Source organism: Paraburkholderia sp. CNPSo 3076 (assembly GCF_026343935.1).
GTDB lineage: Bacteria > Pseudomonadota > Gammaproteobacteria > Burkholderiales > Burkholderiaceae > Paraburkholderia > Paraburkholderia nodosa.
On sequence record NZ_JAPMAL010000142.1, the window covers coordinates 1 to 647 of the forward strand.

Genomic DNA, 647 nt, shown 5'->3' on the forward strand with positions numbered 1-647 from the left:
CGAGCTCGCTGGTGCGCGTGAACAGCACGCGGTAGCCGGCATCGATCAGGGCGTGTCCGATGGCCGAACCCAGATGACTTTTCCCGACTCCAGGTGGGCCGAACAGGAGGACCGTGGCGCCTTTCTCCAGCCATGACTCGCCGGTGGCCAGCGCCGTCACATGAGCCTTCGAGACCATTGGCACAGCGCTGAAGTCGAAGGTGGCGAGCGTCTTGGTCGGATCCAGATGCGACTCGGTCCGATGCCGCTCGATGCGTCGTTTGGCACGCTCAGCCAGTTCGTGCTCAAGCAGTGCGCCTGGGTTCGGCCATCGGACACGCCCTGATCGATGCCGGCTACCGCGTGCTGTCCGGGTTGTCGGCGTGTAATTGACGCCGCCGTGCGTTCTGTTTGTCGCCGGCCTTGCGGCGGCGGTAGCTTTGGACGTTGAGCTCGAAGATCGTCGAATGATGCACAAGCCGGTCGATGGCGGCGACCGTCATGCCGGGGTCGGGGAACACGTCATTCCAGCCCGAGAACGGTTGATTGGCCGTTATCAGAAGACTTTTACGCTCATACCTCTCGGCAATCAGTTCGAACAGCACGCTGGTCTCGGCCTGATCCTTGCGGGCATACGACAGGTCGTCTAGCGCGATGAGGTCGAAGCG

General features: G+C 62.6%; 2 protein-coding genes. Both read right to left on the bottom strand.

The features are described 5' to 3' along the window. Positions 1-451: ATP-binding protein (locus M3A49_RS42425; protein WP_323183572.1), on the bottom strand; the 451-nt coding region annotated here is incomplete at its 3' end. Beyond that, the coding region (locus tag M3A49_RS42430) for an ATP-binding protein (RefSeq protein ID WP_266233998.1) at positions 336-647 on the bottom strand (312 nt) is incomplete at its 5' end. The genes M3A49_RS42425 and M3A49_RS42430, both read right to left, overlap by 116 nt.